Source organism: Spirosoma montaniterrae (genome assembly GCF_001988955.1).
GTDB lineage: Bacteria > Bacteroidota > Bacteroidia > Cytophagales > Spirosomataceae > Spirosoma > Spirosoma montaniterrae.
In genome coordinates, this window is the sequence record NZ_CP014263.1 from 561,623 (window position 1) to 585,156 (window position 23,534).

Genomic DNA, 23,534 nt, shown 5'->3' on the forward strand with positions numbered 1-23,534 from the left:
TTTCATGTGCAGGTGGGCCGACCGATTGGGCGGTTGAGCAAACAATCTATCCGGGAGGGGGTTTTACGGATGATTGCACTAACAATCTTACTCAACACAACACGTTATGAAAACTTTTGTAAAAGCAGCTCTGCTACTGGCCGGGCTATGCAGTACGGGCGTTGTCTTCGCGCAGCGCAACTCGTATGACGACCGGTACGACGACCGTGATAATGACCGACAAATGCGTCGGGAAGAACGGCGTGAAGAGCGACGCATGGACGACCGCTTCGACGAACGACGGGAATACCAACGCCGGAACGAGGAAGACCGCCGATATGACAATCGGTACGAAGACCGACAGGATCGGGGTAATCGCAATGAAAACCGCTACGATCAGCGTGACCTGAGCCGGGCTTACGATGAAGGCTTTGAAGACGGGCAGCGCAGCGTTGACGTGGCCGAACGCAAAGAACGTCGTGAAAACTACAAACGGTTTACTTTCGGGCTGTACGGCGGTGCCAACGCTACCCGTTTTGCGGGCGAAGACGTACAGGGCAATGCGCTATCGGGCCGTTTAGGCTATCAGTTAGGGTTCTTTATGCGGGGCGGTGGCCGTGTTTATGGGCAAATTGGCCTGGAGTACCTGACGTCAAGCTCAAACATCTCGACTATTGGCAGCGGCACTGCTACCACCGGCACCGGCAGTACGACAGCTATCTCGGTCAACAGCATTACGTCGAGCGTTGACCAGCAATATTTGCATATTCCCGTTTTGATTGGGGTGAAACTGGCGCAGTCGGAGCGGGGTGTTTCGGGTGTTCGGCTGGCCGTTGGGGCCGAGTTGGCTACTCCGCTGGCTATCAACAACAGCATCAACGAAAACGCTCCAGCCGCCATCCAGCAAAGCAACCTGCAACCCGTTACGTTCAATGGACTTGCCAACATCGGTTTCGACGCGGGCCCGCTATTCTTAGGTGTAACGTACCATTATGGTTTTCAGGACATTCTGCGCGAACCCGTGCAGGGTATTGTAAACTCGCAACGTCGAATCCTGAGCGTTAACGTAGGACTCAAGTTTTAAGTAGGGAGTAAGGGATAAGGTGTAGACGGGTTGGAAAGGCGTGAGAAGTTAATGCTTCCGCCTTTCCAACCCGTTATCTTTGCACCCATTCCACCCCCTACACCTTACCCCCTACCTCTTACACCCTTTTACCCTTACCTCCTGCGCCATGAATACGTTGTTTCCGATTTTTGTCAAGGCCGAAAACCTGCATACGCTGATTGTGGGGGGCGGTTATGTGGGTATGGAGAAAGTAACTGCTCTCCTCGCCAACGCGCCCGCAGCCCGCGTTACACTCGTGGCCCCCGACATCCGTGCCGAAATTCTGGAGATGGCCGAACACCACCCGAACCTACAGTTAGTGCAGGAATTGTATCACGAGAACTTTCTGACTGATAAGGATTTGGTTATTGTAGGCACCAACGATAAGGGTGTAAACCGTCAGGTACAGACCGATTGTAAAGCCAGGCGCATATTGGTCAACGTAGCCGATACGCCCGACCTCTGCGATTTTTACCTGAGTTCGGTCGTGAAAAAGGGAGATTTGAAGATTGCCATCTCCACCAACGGTAAATCGCCGACTTTTGCCAAACGCTTTCGCGAAGTGTTGGAGGAAATTCTGCCCGACAGTTTGCAGGAGACGCTGGACAACCTCACGGCTATCCGCAATAAACTAAAAGGCGATTTTGTACAGAAAATGGAGAAACTGAACGAGATTACGAACGTACTGAAATAAGGTTCAAACTGCTAACTCAACGGAAGGGTCCCAGAGCAGTTTATTGAACTCCACAATCCGGTCGTCTTCTACGCGAATGCCTTCGGCTTCAAGCCTTTCCTGCATCACGGTGGGGCCGCCAAAAAAATGTTTGCCCGATAACACGCCAATCCGGTTTACGACCCGGTGCGCCGGAACGTCGGAACCGTGGGCGGCATTCATGGCCCAGCCCACCATTCGGGCACCCGCCCGCAGGCTTAGATACCGCGCAATGGCCCCGTAGGTTGTGACGCGGCCCGTCGGCACTTCACGCACTACGCGGTACACCTCCTCGAAGTAATCTTTGTTTTCGAGCATGATACCTTCTGGAATATTGAATTTGTACCGATTTGACGTTGCATTGGCGTATGGCTGGCGCGAGGGAGACGCAAAGGGGTAATGGCTGGCGCATGTGGAGACGCGAAGGGTAATGGCTGGCGCGAGGGAGACGCAAAGGGTTGCGTCTCTACCTGCGGATGGTCACTTGTTTTCTATCTCCGCAACCAACTTTTCGTACCATTCTTCGCCGTAGGCGCGGATGAGGGCTTCACGGACGAATTTGTAGATTGGTACGTTCAGTTTTTCGCCTAATCCGCAGGCGGGGCTGCAAATGGGCCAACGGTCGTAGTTGAGGGCGTGGAAATGCTCGTATTTCGTAACGCGGATGGGGTAGAGGTGGCACGAGATGGGTTTTTTCCAGTCTACTTTGCCATCGTTATAGGCTTCTTCGATACCACATTTCAGAATACCCTTCGCGTCCCAGGTAGCATACACACACTCGCGACCGCCTACTGTGTTGGTTACGAAACCGCCCTCGCCATCCGATTCATAGCCGCCCCGTTGCTCGATGACCCGGATGCCTTCGGGCGACAGGTACGGCTTTATGTCTTCATAAATCCGGTCGAGAATAGCCGGTTCGTCGCCTTCGAGGGGAGCACCCATATCACCCTCCACGCAGCACGCGCCTTTACACTTGTCTAAGTTGCAGACAAAAAACTTCTCGGCTACGTCGTCGCTGATGCAGGTGTTGTCGATGAGTATCATAAAGTGAAAAGTGAAAAGTGAAAAATGAAGTGAGCTGTACCCACTTTTCACTTTTCACTTTTCATTATTTTAATTTTCTGTCCCTCTTTAACCGCTACATCGGTCAGATTATTCCATTCCTGAATTTGCCCGATGGTTACACCGTAATTCTTCGAGATGCGGAACATGGTTTCGCCTTTCGCTACGGTGTGGTACGTTACGCCCGACGCGGGGTTGGCTGGTGCTGGTGTAGATGCCGACGTCCGCGCCGATGCCGACGACTGATTTGTTTCGGCCTTTACCTTGAGTTGATCGCCAACTTCCAGCACATCGTTGGTTGTGCGATTGTTCAGCGTAAGCAACTGATCGACTGTCAGGCCGTAGAGCCGTGAAATGCTATAGTACGTCTGTCCGGCTTCTACGGTATGAACCATAACTGACTTATTAACCGTCGTGACTGCCGGAGTTGACCGATTTGTTGGTGATGGTGTAACAACCCTCGGTTCGGCTTTGGGTTCTGCCGGAGCTGAAGCAGGTGTTGTCGGGCGCGTGTCGGCTTTAGATACCATCGGTGCTGTGGAGCGAGGTGCGGCTTTCGAGCCAACTGTCGTTACAGAGCCATCGGCCTGCTGTTCGCTTGGGCCTTCGTAGCGGCTCCGCTCAACAGGTTCGGGAGCCGGTTTGGGCGTAGTGGCAACTGGCACCGTTCGAGCCGAAACATCGGTGGCACGCGGCTGCGACGAAGGCCGGTTTGCCGGTGCCGTTGGCGAGTTACCAGCATCACGCACAATCACTACCCGCTGCGAGCCGTCGGTACTAACGGGTTCTGAGCGGCTGGTGGTTTGCGTCGGGCGATTGGCCGGAACGGGGTCGGGCCGGGTAGCGGGTTCCGACGTGCCATCGTTGGGCGTTACGCCCCCGCCCACCAATTTGGGCTGATACACTTTGCGTTCCGATGCATTACGCGGGACGTTATCCATGCCGTTTACGGGCCGTGCCGGACCTCCGGCAACATCGGCGGTGCGGGTTGGGGGCGTGGGGGTTTGGTCGTAGACGGGGGCCGTTGGGCTGTTGATAATTTCAACGGGTTTGTTGGCCGGTCGACGTTCGCGCAGCCACATAACGCGGCCAACGGCCAGCTTTTGCGCCCGGTCGAGCCGGTTGTAGCGCATCAGTTTTTTGAGCCGAAGGCCGTACCGCTGCGAAATACTACGAGCGGTTTCGCCATCGCGCACGGTGTGAAAGGGCACTAATGCTTTTTTACGTTTCTTGGCTAAGTAATACACGTCGCCAGTCAGCACCGGGTCGCGGTCACTCATGTCGTTGTAGCGCAGAAAACTCGACAGGCTGATTTTGGCTTTCCGGGCTAATGAAGCCGCATTATCGCCCGCCTGTGCCTGAATGCCGGGAAGGCCGTTGATTTCGTATAACACCGGGTCATTTTTGCTGCTCATACCCGTCGTGACGCGTTTCAGCACCGGAAAGCCAACGTCATTCTGTACAAAATCAGGCACTTTCTTCACATCGACATTGACGATCTTCTGCCGAACGTCGTTGATCTGATTGCTGACTACCGGCACGGCCATGACGTATTGCTTATCGGTAGGTACGGTCTCGCCCTGAACCCAGCGATTATACTTGCGCAGCTCAAACTCATCGACCTTCAGCTCTTCGGCAATGGTCCGCATGGTTTTGCCGCCCCCGTTGGGATACTCAATCAGGGCAAACCGGTTGCCATTCTGGTGTGTGGGCAGCGCACTTTCGATGGCAATTTTATGGGCGAAGAAACGCAGAATATAGCGGTCGGTGCGCCCGTCGAGGGCCACTTCGCGCGCATACGACCAATCGGGCGGAATCAGTTTGGCAATGCCACCGGCACCCAGATAATACGAATAAAGCGAAGCAATCCAGTTGTTGAACTGGCTATTACTCTTTTTCAGGTATTTAGCCGCGCCGTGGGTAGAGGCTGTAATACTTTTACGCTCATCGATTTCATCGTCAACGCGTAGACCAAAGCTCTGGGCCGTTTCGGCTTTGAATTGCCAGTAGCCCACCGCCGACGAAGCAGAAACTGCATCGGGCGTGAGTGAGCTTTCCTGTACGGCAAGGTATTTAAAATCAGTTGGCACGTCCTCATCGATCAAAATGGCTTCGATCATCGGGAAATACAGCGACACCCGGTCGAGTTTGGCCGTCCAGTACTGGCGGTTTGCCAGCAGTGCATTTATGTCCTGCTGGACAATGCGCCGGGCGTCGGGGTCGAGCCGTACCGAAATATCGGCGAAGGTCAGTTGCTCGGGCGCGATGGGTACCGACGTTTGGGCCAGCGTCAGAGAACTTACCAGCACGAACAGCAACGGCAGAAGGCGGGTTTGGGTTTTCATAAGGGTAGTCGTAATGCGTAAAGATTTTTATCGTTTTCGGGCCAGCATTATCCCGTCGCGGATGGGCAACAGCACGTTGTCAACGCGGGGGTCGTCCTGAATTTTCTGATTGAAAGCCACCACGGCGCGGGTATCTTCGTCGGCTGGTTTTACTGGTTCAATAACCTTGCCACTCCATAGTACATTGTCGGCTAAGAGAAAGCCGCCCGGTCTGATTTTGTTGAAGACAAGCTCAAAATAGATTGACAGGTTACGTTTGTCAGCGTCGATAAATACCAGATCAAAGGTTTCGTCGATGGCTGGAATCAGATCGACAGCGTTGCCGATGCGCAGTTCGATGCGGTGGCCGAGGGGAGATTGCCGCCAGTAGGCGCGGGCGAAATCTTCGAGTTCTTCGTTTTGTTCGAGCGTAATCAGTTGTCCGTCATCGGTCAATCCTTCGGCTAAACAAAGGGCCGAATAGCCAGTATACGTGCCAATTTCCAGCACACGCCGGGGGCGAATCATCCAGGAAATCATCGACAGAAACCGCCCCTGCAACTGCCCCGACAACATGCGGGGGGCTATCACCTGAGCGCGGGTATTGCGGTTAAGCCGGGCCAGCAGATCACTTTCGGGCGAGGTGTGCGCTTCGGCGTAGGCGGTAAGATCGGGCGGTAAAAAATCCATTCGGCAATCCTGACGTATGTTCCGAAACAAAAAACGAACGTCGATGGGCTGGTTTGAGTAAAAGTAATGGTTTTTACTTTATTCTTCAAACGCCAGTTCTCGTAGCATATTGAATGAAACATACTGCAAGGCTCGTTCGTGCGTACAGGAGAGCAATACCGGCGGGGCCACGCCTGCGTCGTAGGCTTCGCGCCAGCGCAGGGCACACAGGCACCAGCGGTCGCCGGGTTTCAGACCCGGAAACTGATAGTCGGGCCGGGGTGTGCTGAGGTCATTGCCCCGGCTGCGGGTGAACGTCAGAAAGGATTCGGTCATGATGGCGCAAACCACGTGCCGACCCAGATCCTGTTCGTCGGTTCGGCAAAAGCCATCGCGGTAGAAGCCGGTCAGGGGATTGGTGCAACAGCAGGTGAGGTCGTTGCCGAGTACGTTTTTGGGCATAGTTGGTAAAAATAATAACGCAGAGATGCGCAGAGAAATACGAAGGTACACAGAGACGGACGAGTCACTGCTTATTTTTCGTATCAATCACAATCGTTACGGGGCCGTCGTTGAGAAGGGAAACTTTCATATCGGCACCAAATTCGCCGGTCTGGATGGGCTGGCCGAGGTCGGCGGAAAGCTGGGCAATCGTAGCTTCGTAGAGCGGAATGGCCACGTCGGGCCGGGCGGCTTCGGTAAAACCGGGTCGGTTGCCTTTCTTAGTACTCGCGTGTAGCGTGAACTGGCTGATAAGCAGAATATTACCACCAACGGCGGCTAAGTCGAGGTTCATCTTCCCGTCGGCGTCGTTAAAAATACGCATCCCGACAATCTTCTTACTAAGCCACTCGACGTCTTCGCGGGTGTCGGTATGGGTAATCCCCAGCAGCACCAGAAACCCTAACCCGATTTCTCCTTTTACAACGTCGTCGATAGTGACGGAGGCTTGGGTAACACGTTGAATTACAGCGATCATATTGTCCTGAACTTTGATTCGTCGGATTCTCCTGACCGACCCTGATTTTTGTTGATTTTGTTGCCGAAGGCAACGCTTAAAAATCAGGGTCGGTCAGAAGAATCCGACGAATCAAAGTTTATATTTTCGATTGATAACGCGTTTATGCTCCAGACTTCTCGCGCCGAAATTTATAAGTAAACCGACTTCAGAATGATAGGCTTCCAGGTAATTTATAGCCTGCGCCAAATGAATATCTTCTAATTGACTAACCGCTTTTAACTCAACACAAAGTACATTTTCGATCAAAAAATCGACGCGCCGTGTTCCTACGGATTGTCCCCTGTAGAAAATTGGCATTTCCACTTCACGCTGAAATGAGATGCCTGCTTCGTGCAGTTCGATAGCTAACGCTCGTTGATAAATGACTTCCTGAAAGCCGTTGCCTAAGCGTCGGTGTACTTCCATTGCACAGCCGTTTACACGCCAGGTCAACTCTGAATATTTGTAACGGTCGTCTATCATTGACTGTGATTTGTCGGATTCGGCTGACTGACTTTGATTTTTCTTGTTTTTTGTTGCCGAAGGCAATGATTTGAAGATAATCAAAGCCAGTCAGTATAGTCTGACGAATCACAGTTTGGAAAGTAATGCATTTGATAAAAATCATGGCCGGTCAGCCGAATCCGACGAATCACAGTCATACCTCCGCCAGCAGCAACTGGGCAATCAGAAAATACACGCCGATGCCGATGAGGTCGTTGGCAGTGGTAATAAACGGCCCCGATGCTACTGCCGGATTGATGCCAATGCGGTTGAGTACCAGGGGGGTAACTGTACCCATGAACGAAGCCAGCAACACTACCGACAGGAGCGACATGGCTACGACAAAAAACAGACGCGGCTCGCCGATCAGGAAGGTATAGGCACCGGCAATTAGCCCCACTACCAGGCCGTTGATGATGGCTACCAGCAGCGTGCGCAGCAGCCGCTTCGCCAATGTCATGTTTAAACCCGACGTGTCGGACAGACTCTGCAGGATCAATGACGATGTTTGAATACCGACATTGCCGCCTGTTGACCCGATAATTGGAATGAAAGCCGCCAGAGCCGCAATCTTGCCCAGCTCGCTCTGAAAGCCATTGATAACCGTGGCAGCCATCAAACTGCCGATAGCCCCCGCAATCAGCCACGGTAACTGTACTTTCGACCGCTGCCAGACACTATCGTCTTCTTCAATCTCACCCGACAAACCCGAAATGACCTGAATGTCTTCTTCTGCCTGTTCGGCAATTACGTCAACGACATCGTCAATCGTAATCCGACCCAGCAGCCGCTGTTGAACATTCACGACCGGAATGGCGTCGAGATCATACTTTCGCATTACCTCAGCTACCTCATCGACCGGGCGGTAGGTTTCAACATAAACAACGTCTTCGTCGTAGATGTCGGCGATTTTAGCCGTTTTTCGGGCCAGCACAATTTTTTTCAGCGACACCAGACCCAGCAGCTTGCCCACGTCATCGACCACGTAAACGGCATAAACATTCGCCACGTCTTCGGCCTGTTGCCGAATTTCCTCGATGCAGGCATTGACCGTCAGGTTGACGTTGATTTTAATTAACTCCTTCTGCATCAGGCTGCCCGCTACGCCGTCTTCGTAGTGAAGCAGGTCGAGAATGAAGCGGGCCTGTTCGCGGTCTTCGAGCAGGCCAATCACTTCTTCGCGCACCTGAATAGGTTGTTCGTTCAGCAAATCAACGGCATCGTCGGAGTCCATCAGGTTGATGAACGGCGCGAGTTCTTCCGACGTAAACGTTTTAATCAGGTTAACCCGGTCGGTTGAGTCAAGATTGGCAAGAATCTCAGCACCTACCTCTTTATCGAGCAAACTGAGCAGGTAGTGAGCGGGTTCTGGTTCCAGCTCATACAGAATCCCCGAAATATCGGCTGGGTAAAGCTCATCCATTTCAGCCCGCAACAACGCATCGTCGCCCGCGTCGATAGCCGAGAGGATGTGGTTAAGGTAGTCCTGGGTGAGTTCGAAGGTCATGGATAAGTGAAAAGTGAATAGTTAAAAATGAAGAATGATTATTTTTCATTTTTCACTGTTCATTAGGCGCGTTAGCGCGATAAACTCGGCCACGCTTAATTGTTCGGCCCGTTGGCTCATGAAAGGGCTGTTGAGAGCGGCTTCGGGTGGGTTTAGTGGTTTGAGGGCATTGCGAAGGGTTTTGCGCCGTTGCCCAAACCCGTGTTTCACCACCTGGGTAAACTTACGCTCGTCGCAGCCGAGGTCGGTAACAGTATTGCGCCGGAGCGAAATCACACCCGAAAATACTTTTGGCGGGGGGGTAAACACACCCGGCTCCACTGTAAATTCGTACCTGATGTCGTACCACGCCTGCAAGAGTACACTCAGGATGCCGTAATCTTTGTTGCCCGGCCCCGACGCTATTCGCTCGGCCACTTCGCGCTGAAACATACCAACAACTTCGGGGACTCGGTCGCGGAGGTCCAACGCCCGGAACAGAATTTGGGTTGAGATATTGTATGGAAAGTTACCGATAATGGCAAACGGGCGCGTATCGCCGGGCTGCTTGGCCGGCAGTAGGTCGGGTTTAATGTTCAGAAAGTCAGACGGGAGAATACGCCCGTCGAGTGCTGGAAAGTGTTTTTTCAGGTAATCGACCGATTCGCGGTCAATTTCGATAACGTGCGTCTCGAACTGTGGTTTCTGCAACAGAAACTGCGTCAGTACGCCCATGCCTGGCCCAATTTCAAGCACTTGCCGATAGCCGCCGTGGCCCGTAAGTAGATCGGCGATGCGCTGGGCGATGCTGAGGTCGTTGAGGAAATGCTGACCAAGTTCTTTTTTCGGCTTTACTAACATGACGCGGGTGGGCAGTTTTAATCGCAAATGTACGGGGCAAAGCCGGAAAGTAGTTGCCTCTGCAACGGGCTAAAACACGGTTTATAGGTATAAATGAAAAGCTATGAAACGTTTCGATAAGCGTACTGATTACGTATGCAGATCTTCTTATAAAAAAACAGATGAAAGACAGTTTGGTCGAACAAAAAACGTTTTTAATAAATGAAACAGAGATTGCGTTGGTGAAAATATGATAAATCGAACAATACGTTTAACAATTCAGGTATTTCTATTTAGATTGGAGATTTTGCTATTTATTGGACTTCTTTTTGATGGCCAACAAATAAACAAGCCCTCTTTTGAACACTTGCTACTATAATCATGGAAACGCTCCCACTAAGCCCTGTTACAACCACTACTTCATCTGCACTTTACTTACCACAAGTTCACCCGTTAATTAGCGGCAAATGGCGATTGTCTTTGATCTATTCGCTTCGTGGTGGTACGTTGCGCTACGGTGAAATTCGCCGTATGCATCCACAAATCAGCGAAAAAGTACTGGTTTATGAATTGAAAGATCTGACGGAATTAGGAGCAGTTGAGCGAATTGCATACCGGAGCATGCCGCCACGGGTCGATTATAAACTCACACCAAAAGGTCAGCTTGTGCTCCAATTGATTGGTCATCTGCAACAAACCGAACAGGCCATGCAGGTTGGCTAACTAACAGCAGCTACCTCATGCCTTCAGGGCTGGGGTAGCTGCTGTTAGTTAGCCAACCCGCAACTCATTTTAATTCAGCGTTGCCGAACAACACCGAAAAAGCTTTGCACCAGATCAGTACGAACCGTTGCCGGGTTGGGTCGGCAGCCGCTGGTAATTCCACAAAAAAGTTGCCGGTGGCGTTTAGTTTGCTGACTTCGATAAAGTTGCGTACCCCTGTTGTCTCGGCCAGGTAAATACGCAGATCGGGGCCACCATCTGTCTTGAAGTTGGTGAATACAAGTGTGCGTTTGCCTGCTTTTTCGTACAGGCTCACGGTGCCGCTCGTGGGGTGAACATTGCTCATAAACGGCCCCTGCGCCAGCAGTGTCTGCCCCGATGCGTCGAACGTCTGAGTTGGATTTGTTGGATTTACGGGTGCCTGCACCGTGCCTATGGGCGCGATTTCTTGGGTTTGTTCAGACCGGCATCCAGACACAGCGAGCAGCGTTAGCAGCGAGAGAAACGGAAGAAGCGTTTTCATTGGTTTGTTGATAAGAAGGGTTTACCACTTAAAAAATAATCCGGTATTATACGACCGAGAGAACGGCACATTCTCCCCGGCCACGGCCCCAATCGCGCTGGCATTGATACCCAGCCGGTTCGGTATAAGCTCGAACGAAGCCTTGATGCCCGTTCCCAAAAAAAGCTGATCGTTCAGATACGCAGCGGTAAACTGATAGGCTTCGGAGTTGGCAAACCGCCCGTTGCGGGTAGACAATCGGAAATCGAGCGTTCCGGCTACCCATAGGCGCGGATGTAACCGATAACCCAGCTCACCAGCCAATTTCAGGAAGTTGCTATACTCCTGTGTCATCAGACCGTAACCTGCTTCAGCATAATAGTAGGTTCGATTACCACTCGAACCGAGCGAGAGATAGGGCAGCACGGTCCAGCCTTCGTAGCCGGTGCGCAACCCCAGCCGGTCGTTGTTGACAAACGTATTTGCCAGTACGTCGACGCCCGCACTTAGTTTGACGTTGCCATCCAGCACGGCCCGCTTGACGCCCAGCCCGATATTGCCTACGCCCGATAGCGTTCCTGCCGGTACAGGATTGGCCGACGCGTTGGTACTTAGGCCGGTTCGCAGGATTTTGTATGGCAGCACAGCCCGTACTTCCCAACGCCGGGCAAAGCCATATTCGGCGTATAGTTGGAGCGTTACGTCGCTGGTGTTGCGGAAAACGGCCCGCTCGCTACCATCAGGCCCGAACACGGCGTTGTAATACAGCCCCGAAAATCCAACCTGTACAAACCCTTTCTGATAAGCGGGCACCCACGGTCCACCGGCACGGGATACACTGCAAAAAGCTAATAACGAGATGGTTGCGAGAAGGCGCATAAGTATTTTAGTTTAAATATTACCTTTCCTGTAGCGAGTGGCTTAAGTCGACCGCTACAGGAAGACGGGGCTATTTCCCATTCTTGATGGTCGGCCAGTTTTGGTTGGCCTTCTGGATGTTGCCCGCCCGGTCTTTGTCCCATTCAGTGCGTACTTTCTGGTTGTAATTCAGGTACAACTTACCATCGCTGACGGTCCAGGCGTCGGGTTCGGTTGGGGCTTTGTAGCCACGCGAGAGGCCAAAAGCGCAGTAACCGCCGTACTGTGGCACATATTTTTCAGGACTTTCTTTAAACGCATTGAGGTGTTGCTGACTGGCAAAATACCAGGTTGCATTCTGGTAGCGGTATGATAGCGACGAATCGCCGGGAACGGGTTTACCATCGGTAAAGTACGCTACCGGGTCATACCCGCGAATGGCTTTGCCATCTATCGAAAATACGGGCGGTTTCTGGCCGAAACTTGCTACCCCGATGAGCAGCAGAGCCAGGGTAAGTGTTTGTGAAAGAATCGTTTTCATTGCCTTCAAGTGTGTTAGTTAAACATTTAAGGAAAAAGGACTTTAATGCTCGTAGTTTAAATAGAGAATACTGTTACTAATGATTTGCGAAAAATTACCTTGTCATCCCCTGCCGAATAGAAGTCCCTGATTCTGGCCTCTTCGTGATATCCACATTTGCGATAAAATGTGCGTTGGTATTCAAAATCTGGCAGCCCTGAAGTTTCTACCAGCAATAAGCGCTCACCCCGATCTGTCAAAGTCTGCTCAACATGACGCATGATAGCGGCTCCTCTTCCTTTACCCTGCCAATTGGGGCCGACAGCAATCAGGTAAAGGTTCCAGGTTCCTTCGGTAAGCCGCTCGGGAGCATAGTAGGCGACCGCCACCGGTCGACCATCTTCTTCGTCTGTGAGCCAGAAGCTGGCACTTTCAGGATCATTGAAATAAGCAGACATCATCTCATCCAGCATGGATGAGGGAAAGAGACCAGTTGCATCAATAATGGATTTCAGTAGAGGTACATCATCAGATGTAGCGGGTCGAATCGTGGAATTATTCGTGGAATTATTCATGGATTTATTTTGGTACTGATTATTAGAAAAAACAAACGTTCTTCGGATCACCCTACGACCAAACCTGGACGATCAGTTGCCACACAGCCAAACCAATAAAGAAACTCCCCGTTAATCGATTCATCCATGGGCTGTTTAGGTAGGGTGTGATCCGGTGTCGCTGCCGGTTAGCCAAACGTACTACTCCAGCCAGCAAGCTAAACGCTCCAACGGCGGCTCCGACCGCAAACACCCATCGACTGCCCGGTTGGTCGGGAGGAACGAGCGGCTGATTACCAATGGTGGCCTGACTCATGTATAGCCAAACCGCCGACCAATACGGTAGTAATTGCGGATTGGTAGTGGCCAGTCCCAACCCGCGCCAGAACGGAAACAGTTGGTTCGTATTGGAGCCAGTTTCGGGCGTGATTGCTTGCGGACGCTGCCGTAACGAAGCCACGCCAATCAGCAACAGAACCGGCACCGACAGCAGTTGCAATGTCATATACCAAGCCGCCTGCGTGTCGAGTTGCGACAGGCCCTGAACGGCCAGTGCGCTGTAGCCTACTTCGGGTAGGCTGCCGCCCAATGCCAGCCACAAACCCGCACGCGGACTTCGGGTGAGCGTTGTTTGCGCTACAGCCACGTTCACCGCACCCGGATGCAGCGACCCTACAAAACTGATGAGACTAACGAGCAGAAACAGCGCAATCATGGCAAACCCAGCAGGTGTTTTTGATTACTCAAAGCTACCTGGTCTGACTTTGCCCAAATGTCGGCTGGCTTACATTATCGACCGATTTTGGGTAGAAAATGCAGGGAAGTCGGCCGATGGAAACACAATTTCCTGGCGGCTGTAGGTAAGTTTGCCCTCAGCTTCGAGTGCGTTGAGCGTTTGCGTGACGGTCTGGCGCGACGTGCAAACCAACTGAGCAATGTCCTGATGTGTCAGGTAGTTATTCACCACGATTGTCTGGCCCTGCGGTTGCCCTTCCTTTTCGGCCCATTCGTGCAGAAATTCGATGATCCGCTGCCGAACGTCTTTAAACACCAGATTGGCATAACGATTTTGTAACCGCTTGAATTTAAAGCCAATAAACTTGGAAAATTTCAGCGAGATAGTGGGGTCCTGCGCCAGCACGTTCTCGAAATCGGCCAGTGTGAAACTGCAAATCAGCACTTCCGATGAGATGGCCTGGGCGTACTCGGAGGTGCCATTCATGCCCGATAGCGACAACTCGCCGAAAATATCCCCTTTCTGAATAATGTCTTTGATAACCTCGCGCCCATCTGGGTCTGATTCTACTATTTTTATCATGCCTTTCTTGAGCAGATAAATGCGCTGAATCGGGTCGCTGGCAAAGTAGATAATCTCGTTCCGGCTGGCTCTTTTGTAGCGCGTAATGATGCACAAGTCCTTGATCTGGGCATTGTTGAGCGTTGAAAATAGCTTATGATCACGCAGATACCAGTACTGAATATCGGGAGCCATGCCGGTTGATGTTTAGGTAATTAAGTTACGGAAAAAAGCGCAATTCGGTTGCGTCGATTCTACCCAAAAAAATCAACGCCAAAACCGCATTCGCAGACAGTTCCATACTGCGCGCAGCGGTGCTGTTGGTATGCCCATTTGCCGCCGTTGCCGACTGATTTCATACAACAACCGCAAGTGCCAGGCAATGTCGGTATAAGCCCGGTGCAACGAATAGGCCGGATCGTACACATGGCCCGGCTCTGATGTTATGCCATTAATTTCCAGCACGCGAATATGCCGACCTGCCAGTAAATCGGCCACACTCGGCACCCGAATATCGAACCGTCCATAGTCGAAGCCGGGTATTGATTGGGCGATCTGATCGAAAATGTGGTCGAGTTCGGGCGAACGGAGGTAGTTGGCATTCAGGAACTTAGTGCCCCGGCAATGATTGCCAATGGGTTGTACCAGCACCGATTCTCCAGGGTTCGGAATCTGTTCGCCAAGCGTTGCCAAAACCGGCTTCAGTTCGGGCCAGGCCATCCGGGCGCGTTCGTTCTGTTGCAACAGGTGGCATACCGTAGAGCGGCCATCGCCCCACACGGTTAAAAATTCCTTCTTTACTACCGACGTTACACCCGATGCACTGCCGTTGGGCAGGCGGTAGTAGAACACGCCAAATTCAAGCGGTCCGGCCACAAACTCCTGCACTAAAAACGGCTCGTTACCATGTTCCAACAGCCATTCTGTCAGGGCTGCTTCTGACCGAATTACCCGAACGCCCGCACCCCGCTCTCCCACGTCGGGTTTGCACACAACGGGTAATGATAACGCATGTTCGGCCATTTCTGCCAACACCTGCCGGGTGGTGCTGATGGGGCTGATAAACAGCGTTTTAGGTAGAAAATCAGCCGGTACGTTATCTAAAATCGCGCTTTTCGATTCGCCGAATAAACCGCCGAGCGGAATGGCTGGATTAACCGCCGTGAAAAACGTCAGCGACCGCGCCCGAATGGCTAACCAGAGGTAATAAAACACCATTGGCGCGAAAAATACGTAAAACGGCCAGTACTCATACTGAAGCCATTTCGCCAGCCACAGCGGTCGCCGTATTGATAATGAAGGAGCTATGGTTTCGGACAAAGCAACGGGCCGGGCAGCGTTCATGATAGAATACGGAACGTAGTAGCGGTTTCGGTGAGCAGATCGCGGTAGTACAGCCGGTGTGCCTGTTCGGTATGTTCAACCGACGTGATGCTGACCGTTCGGATGCCGTTGGGTCGCTGCATGAGCAGGGCATTGGTTGGATCGCCATCGCCGGTTTGTTCATGAAACCGAACAATCGCTTCCTGGCTGTAGGCCGACTGTAGTTGGAGCCACTCGACAAACCACCGTTCGCGCTTCTGGCGAATGGCATAGGGATACAACGTAGCTGAACTCCACAGATATGGGCAAGCTGCGTTGAGAAGCTGGCGGTGCAATGTTGTGCCATCCCAGCGTAACTCGGTCAATGTCAGATTCGATGCGTAGGCAACAACGACAAGCGTGAACGGTTCCAGACCCACGAACGGGTAATGTAACGAAAAATCTACTTCGTTTTCGTAGCTGAAAAAAGCCGGAATCACCTGCCCCCGGCTGTGGCGGTATGGGGGCTGGTGGCGATGCGCGTCAAAAGCCCCGTTCAACAAACAAAGCGTGTATTGCTGCTCATCGGTGGCAATCCAAGTGCCACCCGCCAGCCCGTCTTTAGGATAAAAAACAGTGCGTCCGTTCAGGTTATATCGCCGGGGAAACAACGCCCGCTGCCGACTTGCCATCTCGTCGCGGTTCGATGTCAGAATAAAGCCCCCGGAAGCGGGTAGGGTAGGCGTCTGTGGGGCTGGTGTGGGCAGAAAGGAGACGGTACACATCAGGCAGTTTGTTTATGAATGAGCGTTGAATGGGCCACACCAAAATGTTGGGGTAACTGAATAGCCGGATGATAAAGCTGCACGCCAATACGTACCAAAGCCATATGGTGAACCGCATGTTCGATGTTGTAGACCAGTTCACGGCTCACGTTGGTTGGCACAAGCAGCACCGACTCGATGCCATAACTTTGCCGCAGCCGCAGGGGCTTCTCAGCATCCAGCTTGTTCAGCATACTTCGCAGGCGGTGCAGCGTTTGGCGGGCGTAGTCCAGGTTTTGCTCAAGCTGCCGGTCGCGTTGCCGGGCGTCGTAATCAACTTCGCCGGTTGCCAGCCCGGCGGTCAGGCACTGAAAAAACTCCAGCACGTGCCGAACATGCTGCCCCAGCGAACTGCCCGAAAACACGCTCAGTGGCTCGGCATAAGCGGGAGCGGGTAGTTGCTGCAACAGATCGTCGAGGTCGCTTAAAACGCCATCGACCCTATGCGCCAGTTGACTCATAAACGGTTCGGTTTTATCGGTACTAACAGCATAACCTGCCGCCAGTGAATAATCAGCAGCACAATAGCGGCTACGGCCACCGTAACGGCGTAAACGAATAACTGCCCGCCGTCGCCCTGCGATTCGATGCCCAGCACGGTCAGGTGTGCTCCGATAGCACCCACCATCAGCCCTAACGACAACCCCGCGCCCAGCACCGTTGTTACAGATTGGTAGCGACCGGGCCACAACAATAGCAGCGACGCAATCAACTCAAACGTTCCGGTGGCAAGCCGCCCCCAGGGTTCTACGCCAAGCGTCGAAAAAATATGGACCGATTCGGGAGCTGCTGTAAATTTAAAAAACAGCGTTTGTGCCATAATCACTGCGGCAACGAGTCGACAAATCCAACTGATAATCTGGTTCACTTTCATAGTGGTACGGGTTTCAGCGGTAAAATTTCAGCCAGTTTGCGTCGGCTTGCCGGGCCAGATTCGTCTCGTCCTTATTCCACTTGGGCAGGGTGTTGTTAAAGAGCCGGTTGTAAAAGAGATACAGCCGTCCGTTGGTAATTTTGTACGTTTCGGGGTCGATGTCTACTTTTTCGCCCGTTGCCCCCATCGCATACGCACACCACCCGCCATAAGCTGGCTCATAAGTTGCCGGACTCTTTTTAAAACGGTTGGCATTGGCCGCGTTGGCGAAGTGATAGGTAACGCCTTTGTAGGTAACGGCCATGTCGGCCCGGCCTTCGCGGGGTTTGCCGTCGAAATAACTGACCGGGTCGTAGCCGCTGATTGCCAGATTTTTAGCTAAGTTGAACTGAGTCTGCCGCTGTGCATTGGGCGATTGCGCCCGCGCCGACGACAAGCCGATGCCGATACACAGCAGAAGGAGGAAGTATGAGGGTTTCATTGTGCGATTTGTTTCGACAAAGGTTGCCCACGGCGTCTTCACCGAATGTCGGCAACCTGACAAAATCGCACAGAATCTGCACCTGATTGTGTGCTTATTTTTTCAGTCTTACGTACCGTTCAATATTCAGCCGATCTATGCCTGCGTCGGCCACTTTCTCGACGCCCTGCTGAATCAGGGTGTCATTTTTCAGCGTAAGCGTAAACTGAAACGTATTGCCTTCCCATTCCCGTTCGGTGCAATAGTCCAGGTGTTCCGTATACAAACTGTCGGTCAATGTGTAGCTGCCGCCCCCGGAGTTGTAGGCCGCCGATGGTCCTTTGCCTTTGGTCAGGTCGTGCTTCAAAAAAGCAAAGTGGGTGTCATTGATAATTTTGATGAACGACAGGTCTTTCGTGTAGTCCGTTACGGTCGTATCGCCTTTTTCGATGGTTGTTCCCGACAGCAGCCTCCAGGTGCCAACGATTGGGATAACCGCCTGGGTTTGCTCGTTGGTTTGCGTTTTGTCTCCGCACGATAACAGCACGGTGCTTAGTAGTAAAAGTCTGATAATCATGGTTATAGGGGAGAGGTGGTTCAAAAATCAATATCTGTCAACTCAAAATTAGCTTTGAGCGGGATAATACCACCTTCTTCGGCACCGGGGTGGTAGATGATGATTTCGGGTTGAATACCCTTCTGTACGTTGCCGATGTCGCGTTTGCGGTTGCCATTGGCGTCGAGAATAAGCCGGACCCGGTAGCGACCCGGACGCAGCCGTGCGAAGGTGTAGGTCGGTGTGCCATAAACCGAGCGCACAACCTGGTATTTTTCGTCCAGCAACTCAATCACGAAATTCCGGTCGGGGCGATTGACGCGGCCAGAAATCAGGCCGAAACTTTCTTCATCGGCAATGCGGTACTTAACCGAGTAACGCGATGAAGTATCGCCCTGTACGCTGATAAACGCGCCTTTCTGGAGCCGAAACAGCAGCGTATCGCGTAGCTCCGTTTTACGTTTAAACATCAGCCGCGAGTAGTTGTTACTCCACCGGAAATCGCTGGCTGTCAGTTTAAACGGTTTCGTGCTGTCGGGGCCAATCACGATCAGATTCGTATCGACGCGGAATACAGGTTTGCTGAACGTGAGCGTAAAATCGAGGTTATTGTCAATGGGTTCGCTGGCAGTGGGCGCAACCTGCACGGTGAGCGGCTTACGGTCTTTGGCGCGGGTTTTCAGGGGCGAAAAATAGACCCGTTCTTTCAATTCGGTCACATTCCCGACCGAGTCTTCGGCGGCCACCGTGATGTTGATGGTATCGCCCGCAGCCCGGTTGGCAGGCCGAAACAGCCGAATCATTTTTGGCGATTCGAGAAACGACACCAATGTATCGCCGGGTTTATTGAATTTGATCCGGTAATCGGCAATGCCGCTGCTGAGTTCAAGGCCCAGCGTTTCGTCGGTGCGTTCGCGTCGGCTGACACGCGGCTTGCCATAACCCCGAAAAGCAATCAGATTAATATCGGTGTAGTTGCGGTTCAGGTTCAGCACCGAATCGCGAAACCCGACGCGCTCGCCGGGGGTGTTGTTCACTAAATTCAGGTCTTTATCATCGAAGCCATACACTTTAAAACGACCCGCTTTCACATTTTCGATGCGGAAGTTACCGTTGCTGTCGGTGCGGGCGTAGTAGGCCGGGCGTTTTCGGTTGATGGGCAGCGTATCGTTTTCACCGAACAGCCCCACGACAAAGCCCAGAATAGGCGTTCGGGTTTCGTCATCGACCACGTTCCCGCTCAGATACAGCGAATCGATGACCGGGCCGGTGCTGAATACAATCTTGCTGTCGGTGGTCACGTTGCGCTCCGTAACGTCTTTGATACCATCTGAGAAGTTAATGGTGTAGGTCGTATTTTTTTGCAGGGGCCGGTCGAAATTCAGCCGCAGGCCGGTTGGCAGGGCGCGTACCGAATACGTGTTGCTGTCCTGGGGCGTAATGGTGATTTTCTGCTGGATATTTTCCGTGCTTACATACTCGTTGTATTCGAGCGTAACGGTTTTGCCTGCGTAGTTCAACTGGCGCAGTTTCGGAATGCTGCTGACCAATTTGGGTGCGATGGTATCTTTTTTACCACCCGGCGGCTGGGCCACCTGCGCACAGTTCTGCAACAGAATTGGAAGAGAAACCAGAAGCGCAAAAACAATAAGAAGTCGGAACGGCATACGCGTGTAGTGCCGAAGCTCCAGCTTCGGCCATGCAATCCTAATCTACCTGCCAAAGCTGGAGCTTCGGCACCACATACTACAAAGGTAAACGACGAACTCGCTATTCGTGGATGTTAACGAATGTTAAAGCCGGTAAATCGGGCCGTTCGTCAATTTTATAGGCCGATATATCAAACCGGGGCCTTACTTTCGTTTTTCATACCAGTACACGCACGGTCGCTGTGCCAAAAGCTCCACAACCACTACGTCGATTATGAAGCAAACGTTTCTCGTTGCCCTTGCTTTTAGCCTGTCAACGCTTTTTTTTCAGTGCGGTTCCGACCGAAAACGCGAACGAACCGCCGATAAACCCGCTGCTTCGACTGTCGAAAAAGCCCCGACGCTTGGCGAACTGCATTTTTTTCTGGAAACGTCGGCCAGTATGGGCGGCTACCTGAAAGGGGCTACCGAGTTCAAAAACATCGTGGCTGATTTCGTCACGAAAGCCAATCAAATTAAACCGCTGTCGCTACACACCATCTCGGCAGGCAAACCGCAACCACTCAACAGCGACATAAACCAGTTTGTGGCGCAATTGGCAACTACGCCGTTGGCTACTGGCAAAAGTTCGGAACTGCACCAGATTTTCAGACAGGTAGGCGAGACCGCAGCGGGTAATAACGTCGCTATTTTTGTGTCGGACTGCATTCTGTCGTTTCCCGACGCCGACATTCGGCGCGACCCGGAAGTGAATCGCAACAACGCAGCCAGTACGCTCAAGAATAATATGTACGACCAGTTTGCCCGGTTCAATAAACAAGGCATCGGGGCTACGGTTTATGCGTACACGTCGGCTTTCAACGGTACGTATTACACCTACCAGAACCAGAAGCAAAAGCTCGTGGGCGAACAGCGGCCTTTCTACATTTGGGTGATTGGCAAACAGGCGTTGCTGGCCGACGTGAACCGGCAGTTGAGCGACCTGCTGTCAACCCAACCTACCAAACGGCTCGATTTCGGCGCGGTTAATCCGCTCAAAACCTATGATTTGTTTTTCTCGCTGAATAAAAAAGGCGACTGGCGGGCCGTGCGTGGTAACGTTGCCGAAATTAAAACAGGCCGCAAAGCCGATCCGGTCGAATTTGCCGTTGGCCTGACCTTAGATAAACTACCTGCGTATGCACAGGCAGAAAACTACATCCGGCAGAACCTGAAAACATCGGCTACCAATGGCGGGGTGAAGCTGGTAAACGTACAACGCCGGAACGCTGTGAAGACCGACCGTTTGAGCGACCGTGAACAGAAATTGCTCAGTCAGCATTCGCATGTGCTGACATTCCGGGTTGAACAATTGTTCGATAATGAAGCCGACGTGACTCTGTCGCTACCTGCCCGTACTGATATGTGGTACGCTGATTGGTCTACGTCGGACGACCGCACCCCCGCTGGTCGGCGCAACAAAACGTTTGCATTCAATGAACTGATGACCGGGGTTCGCGAAGCCTACCAGTCGGGCAACAATGAGTATATTAACCTGAAATTTAAATTGATAAAGGATTAAGCCAGATTCCCATTTCTCATGTTCACTACCCTGTACGAACTTTTTCTGGGTCAGAATAACGACCCCATTTACGTTGACGAAATTTTTACGCCCGTTGGCACCATCACGCTTTTGGTGGCGTTGATACTGGCTCTTGTTTTTTACCTCGGCTTAGGTCGCTGGCGGTCGGTGTTTCATCGGGTGCCGCATTGGGTCATCACGCTGGTAGTGCTGTTGATTTTTGCCTTTGCCTATGCTATTTGGTACGCCCTTGATCGCACCGGAGCCGACGATACCGACAGCTATATGACAGGGTTCGGCGGTATCAACGCGCTCTATGCCGCTATTGAGTTTTTTGTTTTTTCCATTGCGCTCAAACGATTTTCCATCTTTGCCCGGCGGACGCCGTTTTGATTGTAATTGACGTGAAGCTGTTCGGGACGTATGTCCCGAACCCAATAACAGCGGATATTTATCCGCCCAAACAAGTAATCTATGCGGACGAATGTCCGCTGTTAACTGATTCGGGATTTATATCCCGAATAGCAACTATGAAACTATTCGTATTTGGCATTGGCGGCACGGGGGCGCGTGTGCTGCGTTCGCTAACGATGCTGCTGGCGGCTGGCGCGAAAACTCCCGCCGACCTGACTATCGTACCTATTCTGCTCGACATGGACATGCAGAACGGCGACACCGACCGTACACTGCGAGCCGTTGAACTCTATCGAACCATCCGCAAAGGGGCCTATCGCGATACGGCTCAGACCGGACAGGCCGGGCAAAGCGGGCAGGCCGAACGTCGGACGTTTTTTGCTACGCCCCTGCAACCCCTCGGCACGCTCCAGGCCGATAATGCGCAGGAAAAAATCGGCGACTCTGTGCTGCCTAAACTGACTGAACATCAGGGGACGTTTGAAGAATTTTTGAACGTGAGCAGCATGGACGACATCGACCGCGAATTTCTGAAACTGCTGTACGATAACTCGGCCAAGCCCACCAGTGCCGAACTGAAACTGAACCTGTCGGTCGGTTTTAAAGGCAATCCGAACATTGGCAGTGTGGTGTTTAACTCACTCGAAGATTCGGCGGTGTATAAATACTTTACCGGCGCATTCAACGATGCCACCGACCGGGTATTTATCGTCAGTTCTATTTTCGGCGGCACTGGCTCGTCGGGTTTTCCGCAGTTAGTAAAGTTATTGCAGCACCCCAGCCAGAAAATGCCCATTCGCACGGCTAAAAAAGGAGCCGTGACCGTAATGCCCTATTTCGCGCTTGAAGAAAATAGCCAGAGTTCGATAGATCAGGACCGCTTTCTGTCGAAAACCAAAGCGGCTTTATCGTACTACCAGCAGCAAATCAGTCTCGACGCGCTCTATTACATTGGCGATCAGCAGGGGGCAAAACTGTACCCGAACGTGGAGGGCGGAGCCAAGCAAACCAACAGCGCGCATGTTGTGGAAATGCTGGCCGCTGAAGCCGTTCTGGATTTTGCCCGCAAGCCCGCCGACGAACTTTCGGACAACAAACGGTACTACGAGTATGGGCTGAAACGCAATGACCGCCGGCTCGACCTGCCGCATTTCTACGAACCGACCTACCAAAATATGCTGGAGCCGCTGATGCGGTTTGTCTACGCGACCAAGTTCGTGCTCGACTTCGTGCCCGGCAATCTGCGCGAAGCCTTCGCCAAAAACCTGAATCTGGCGCAGGAACTGAATACCAGTACGTTCTACGTCTCGCTGACTAACTTTATGGCAAACCACTTTAAGCCGTGGTTGCAGGAAATGGCCGACAACGACCGGGCCTTTCATGCCTTCGATCTGAATGCCAATTTCAACGCGCTGGTTCGCTCGAAGCAAATCGAAACCGGCTTCTTTAGCAAAGGTATCAGCGATGGTTTTTTGCTCGATGCCGCCGGAAAAACCGAAAATAGTATGCAGGCTACGTTTCCGCAGTCTGAAGCGCGGTTCATGCAAATGCTCATCGACGTAGCCGACAAATGCCGCGAAAAGCTCGGCACTGTCAGCCGCGAATTAACAAACTAAAGGGGAACACAGATTGAACGGATGCGACAGATTCACACAGATTATTGGTAGGTCAACTAAACAGCAAGCTGGGTGGCCGTTGCCATACGGCTTGTACCAAAAAATCTGTGTCAATTCGTAGTATCCGTTCAATCTGTGTTCCA

28 protein-coding genes are annotated in these 23,534 nt (G+C 52.3%); 6 read left to right on the plus strand and 22 right to left on the minus strand.

Going from position 1 to position 23,534, the window contains the following annotated elements:
• The first annotated feature begins 106 nt into the window (after window positions 1-106).
• Together AWR27_RS02365 and AWR27_RS02370 are read left to right on the plus strand one after the other, a co-directional pair.
• Window positions 107-1,063 (plus strand): porin family protein, encoded by a 957-nt coding sequence (locus tag AWR27_RS02365; protein WP_077129704.1) that lies wholly within the window; start codon window positions 107-109, stop codon window positions 1,061-1,063.
• A 148-nt stretch (window positions 1,064-1,211) separates the two neighbouring features.
• Window positions 1,212-1,778 (plus strand): precorrin-2 dehydrogenase/sirohydrochlorin ferrochelatase family protein, encoded by a 567-nt coding sequence (locus tag AWR27_RS02370; protein ID WP_077129705.1) that lies wholly within the window; start codon window positions 1,212-1,214, stop codon window positions 1,776-1,778.
• A gap of 3 nt (window positions 1,779-1,781) precedes the next feature.
• On the opposite strand, the gene AWR27_RS02375 is transcribed toward AWR27_RS02370, so the two are convergent.
• The 9 genes from AWR27_RS02375 to rsmA form a co-directional block, all read right to left on the minus strand.
• Entirely contained in the window at window positions 1,782-2,114 is a 333-nt protein-coding gene (locus tag AWR27_RS02375; protein ID WP_077129706.1) for an MGMT family protein, read from the minus strand.
• 162 nt (window positions 2,115-2,276) lie between these two features.
• Window positions 2,277-2,840: a DUF3109 family protein gene (locus AWR27_RS02380; RefSeq protein ID WP_077129707.1), complete on the minus strand. Its 564-nt coding sequence runs from the start codon at window positions 2,838-2,840 to the stop codon at window positions 2,277-2,279.
• A gap of 47 nt (window positions 2,841-2,887) precedes the next feature.
• A complete protein-coding gene (locus tag AWR27_RS02385) occupies window positions 2,888-5,203 on the minus strand; it encodes a lytic transglycosylase domain-containing protein (RefSeq protein ID WP_077129708.1) in 2,316 nt (771 codons plus the stop codon).
• 27 nt (window positions 5,204-5,230) lie between these two features.
• Window positions 5,231-5,872 (minus strand): O-methyltransferase, encoded by a 642-nt coding sequence (locus AWR27_RS02390; RefSeq protein ID WP_077129709.1) that lies wholly within the window; start codon window positions 5,870-5,872, stop codon window positions 5,231-5,233.
• 78 nt (window positions 5,873-5,950) lie between these two features.
• The gene (locus AWR27_RS02395; RefSeq protein WP_077129711.1) at window positions 5,951-6,313 is read right to left on the minus strand and encodes a DUF2237 family protein; all 363 of its coding nucleotides are present in this window, start codon (window positions 6,311-6,313) and stop codon (window positions 5,951-5,953) included.
• 64 nt (window positions 6,314-6,377) lie between these two features.
• A complete protein-coding gene (dtd, locus tag AWR27_RS02400; RefSeq protein ID WP_077129712.1) occupies window positions 6,378-6,830 on the minus strand; it encodes a D-aminoacyl-tRNA deacylase in 453 nt (150 codons plus the stop codon).
• Between the two features lie 111 nt (window positions 6,831-6,941).
• Window positions 6,942-7,334, minus strand: coding sequence for a GxxExxY protein (locus AWR27_RS02405; RefSeq protein WP_077133754.1), 393 nt, complete (start codon window positions 7,332-7,334; stop codon window positions 6,942-6,944).
• 175 nt (window positions 7,335-7,509) lie between these two features.
• Window positions 7,510-8,862: a magnesium transporter gene (gene mgtE / locus AWR27_RS02410; protein WP_077129714.1), complete on the minus strand. Its 1,353-nt coding sequence runs from the start codon at window positions 8,860-8,862 to the stop codon at window positions 7,510-7,512.
• A gap of 45 nt (window positions 8,863-8,907) precedes the next feature.
• Window positions 8,908-9,702 carry a 16S rRNA (adenine(1518)-N(6)/adenine(1519)-N(6))-dimethyltransferase RsmA gene (rsmA, locus tag AWR27_RS02415; protein WP_077129716.1) on the minus strand — a complete coding sequence of 265 codons (795 nt, stop codon included), beginning with the start codon at window positions 9,700-9,702 and terminating at the stop codon, window positions 8,908-8,910.
• A 360-nt stretch (window positions 9,703-10,062) separates the two neighbouring features.
• Between rsmA and AWR27_RS02420 the strand changes: the two genes are divergently transcribed.
• Window positions 10,063-10,404, plus strand: coding sequence for a winged helix-turn-helix transcriptional regulator (locus AWR27_RS02420; protein WP_083732726.1), 342 nt, complete (start codon window positions 10,063-10,065; stop codon window positions 10,402-10,404).
• Window positions 10,405-10,468: 64 nt separating this feature from the next.
• On the opposite strand, the gene AWR27_RS02425 is transcribed toward AWR27_RS02420, so the two are convergent.
• From AWR27_RS02425 to AWR27_RS02485, 13 genes are all read right to left on the minus strand, one after another.
• Window positions 10,469-10,927, minus strand: a complete 459-nt coding sequence (locus AWR27_RS02425; protein WP_077129718.1) for a DM13 domain-containing protein — start codon at window positions 10,925-10,927, stop codon at window positions 10,469-10,471.
• Between the two features lie 21 nt (window positions 10,928-10,948).
• Window positions 10,949-11,785 carry a hypothetical protein gene (locus AWR27_RS02430; protein WP_077129719.1) on the minus strand — a complete coding sequence of 279 codons (837 nt, stop codon included), beginning with the start codon at window positions 11,783-11,785 and terminating at the stop codon, window positions 10,949-10,951.
• Window positions 11,786-11,855: 70 nt separating this feature from the next.
• Window positions 11,856-12,305 carry a YHS domain-containing (seleno)protein gene (locus AWR27_RS02435; protein WP_077129721.1) on the minus strand — a complete coding sequence of 150 codons (450 nt, stop codon included), beginning with the start codon at window positions 12,303-12,305 and terminating at the stop codon, window positions 11,856-11,858.
• A 56-nt stretch (window positions 12,306-12,361) separates the two neighbouring features.
• Complete coding sequence (locus AWR27_RS02440; RefSeq protein ID WP_077129723.1) at window positions 12,362-12,859, minus strand: GNAT family N-acetyltransferase; 498 nt, start codon at window positions 12,857-12,859, stop codon at window positions 12,362-12,364.
• 52 nt (window positions 12,860-12,911) lie between these two features.
• Window positions 12,912-13,553, minus strand: coding sequence for a LysE family translocator (locus AWR27_RS02445; protein ID WP_077129724.1), 642 nt, complete (start codon window positions 13,551-13,553; stop codon window positions 12,912-12,914).
• 69 nt (window positions 13,554-13,622) lie between these two features.
• Window positions 13,623-14,330, minus strand: a complete 708-nt coding sequence (locus tag AWR27_RS02450) for a Crp/Fnr family transcriptional regulator (protein WP_077129725.1) — start codon at window positions 14,328-14,330, stop codon at window positions 13,623-13,625.
• A gap of 72 nt (window positions 14,331-14,402) precedes the next feature.
• On the minus strand, window positions 14,403-15,479 hold the full coding sequence (locus AWR27_RS02455) for an ATP-grasp domain-containing protein (protein WP_083732727.1): 1,077 nt from the start codon (window positions 15,477-15,479) through the stop codon (window positions 14,403-14,405).
• The gene (locus AWR27_RS02460) at window positions 15,476-16,222 is read right to left on the minus strand and encodes an NRDE family protein (RefSeq protein ID WP_077129726.1); all 747 of its coding nucleotides are present in this window, start codon (window positions 16,220-16,222) and stop codon (window positions 15,476-15,478) included. Before AWR27_RS02460 ends, AWR27_RS02455 begins: the two co-directional genes overlap by 4 nt.
• A complete protein-coding gene (locus AWR27_RS02465) occupies window positions 16,222-16,722 on the minus strand; it encodes a DinB family protein (RefSeq protein ID WP_077129728.1) in 501 nt (166 codons plus the stop codon). The genes AWR27_RS02460 and AWR27_RS02465 overlap by 1 nt, the downstream gene beginning before the upstream one ends.
• Complete coding sequence (locus AWR27_RS02470; protein WP_077129729.1) at window positions 16,719-17,135, minus strand: DoxX family protein; 417 nt, start codon at window positions 17,133-17,135, stop codon at window positions 16,719-16,721. The genes AWR27_RS02465 and AWR27_RS02470 overlap by 4 nt, the downstream gene beginning before the upstream one ends.
• Window positions 17,136-17,148: 13 nt before the next feature.
• Window positions 17,149-17,616, minus strand: a complete 468-nt coding sequence (locus tag AWR27_RS02475) for a YHS domain-containing (seleno)protein (RefSeq protein WP_077129730.1) — start codon at window positions 17,614-17,616, stop codon at window positions 17,149-17,151.
• Window positions 17,617-17,710: 94 nt separating this feature from the next.
• A complete protein-coding gene (locus tag AWR27_RS02480; RefSeq protein ID WP_077129732.1) occupies window positions 17,711-18,172 on the minus strand; it encodes a hypothetical protein in 462 nt (153 codons plus the stop codon).
• A gap of 20 nt (window positions 18,173-18,192) precedes the next feature.
• Window positions 18,193-19,818 carry an Ig-like domain-containing domain gene (locus AWR27_RS02485; protein WP_077129734.1) on the minus strand — a complete coding sequence of 542 codons (1,626 nt, stop codon included), beginning with the start codon at window positions 19,816-19,818 and terminating at the stop codon, window positions 18,193-18,195.
• 256 nt (window positions 19,819-20,074) lie between these two features.
• Here AWR27_RS02485 and AWR27_RS02490 point away from each other — a divergent pair, with 256 nt between their 5' ends.
• From AWR27_RS02490 to AWR27_RS02500, 3 genes are all read left to right on the plus strand, one after another.
• Entirely contained in the window at window positions 20,075-21,361 is a 1,287-nt protein-coding gene (locus AWR27_RS02490) for a hypothetical protein (RefSeq protein WP_077129735.1), read from the plus strand.
• An 18-nt stretch (window positions 21,362-21,379) separates the two neighbouring features.
• Window positions 21,380-21,754 carry a hypothetical protein gene (locus AWR27_RS02495; protein WP_077129736.1) on the plus strand — a complete coding sequence of 125 codons (375 nt, stop codon included), beginning with the start codon at window positions 21,380-21,382 and terminating at the stop codon, window positions 21,752-21,754.
• Window positions 21,755-21,891: 137 nt separating this feature from the next.
• Entirely contained in the window at window positions 21,892-23,391 is a 1,500-nt protein-coding gene (locus tag AWR27_RS02500) for a hypothetical protein (protein WP_077133757.1), read from the plus strand.
• The last annotated feature ends 143 nt before the right edge of the window (window positions 23,392-23,534 follow it).